Source organism: Campylobacter sp. BCW_6873 (assembly GCF_001762365.1).
In the GTDB taxonomy this organism is placed as follows: domain Bacteria; phylum Campylobacterota; class Campylobacteria; order Campylobacterales; family Campylobacteraceae; genus Campylobacter_D; species Campylobacter_D jejuni.
The window spans coordinates 261-1112 of sequence record NZ_MJWS01000093.1; the positions used below are offsets into that span (position 1 = coordinate 261).

An 852-nucleotide genomic window follows, 5' to 3' on the forward strand; every position below is an offset into this window, starting at 1 on the left:
TTCTATCTTCATCACAATAAGATCCAAAATCTATATAACCTGCTAGAAAAAGTTGCCCCAAGATATTAATATATTCACTTATATAGGTAGGTTTGGGTGTATTTAAAGAAGGAGTGTTGTTAAGACTATCAATATTATAAAATTGAATGATATTTGCATCTATTTCATGTCTTGCAAAAAATTCATCATCAATAAGTTTTAATAATAAATATTCAAATGCTAAGAGAATATCTGTTTTTGTTGTGTATCTTAAATATTCTAAAAGTAAATCCATTTCAGAAAAATATGGTTTATTATTTAATACTTTACTTAAATTTTCATAACTTTTATATCCTATATCATCTTTTTCTTTATAAGAAAAAATAGGATTACCCATTGCATATATTACTTTTATTCTTTTCACTTTTATTCCTATGGTTTAATATGAATAGTTTTATTGAGCTTTGGATTTTTACCATAAATATTTATTGTTTCTCCCCCACTTCCAGAACCTGTTCTGTATATAATATCAATTCCATCATTCAATTTATATCTTATAAATTTTTCTTGCGTAATTTGTCCTGTTTTATGATTTTTTATAGGAATATATTTTTCTTCTAACTTTGTGGCATTTTTTATTAATTTTTGCCACAGTTCATCTAATTCTTTTTTATTTTTCAAAAGGCGAATATTCCCACTGCTACCTTTTTGTAGTTTTTCAATAATTTTCACTACTTCTTGTCGCGTTAAACCACTATTAAGTCTACTTGTAATTTTAAACATTGAATATAAACCTCTTAAAACCGGAACAAATGTATAACTCACATCTTCCAAAGGTTTATCATTGAGTTCTAATTGACTAGGAAATACTAT

Annotated in this window: 1 protein-coding gene and 1 pseudogene; both read right to left on the reverse strand. The window is 25.2% G+C overall.

Annotation, left to right across the window (positions count from 1 at the left end; genetic code table 11):
* Positions 1-403, reverse strand: a pseudogene (locus tag AJ932_RS10810) (hypothetical protein); the annotation flags it as partial.
* Between the two features lie 8 nt (positions 404-411).
* The coding region (locus AJ932_RS08360) for a hypothetical protein (protein ID WP_186820609.1) at positions 412-852 on the reverse strand (441 nt) is incomplete at its 5' end.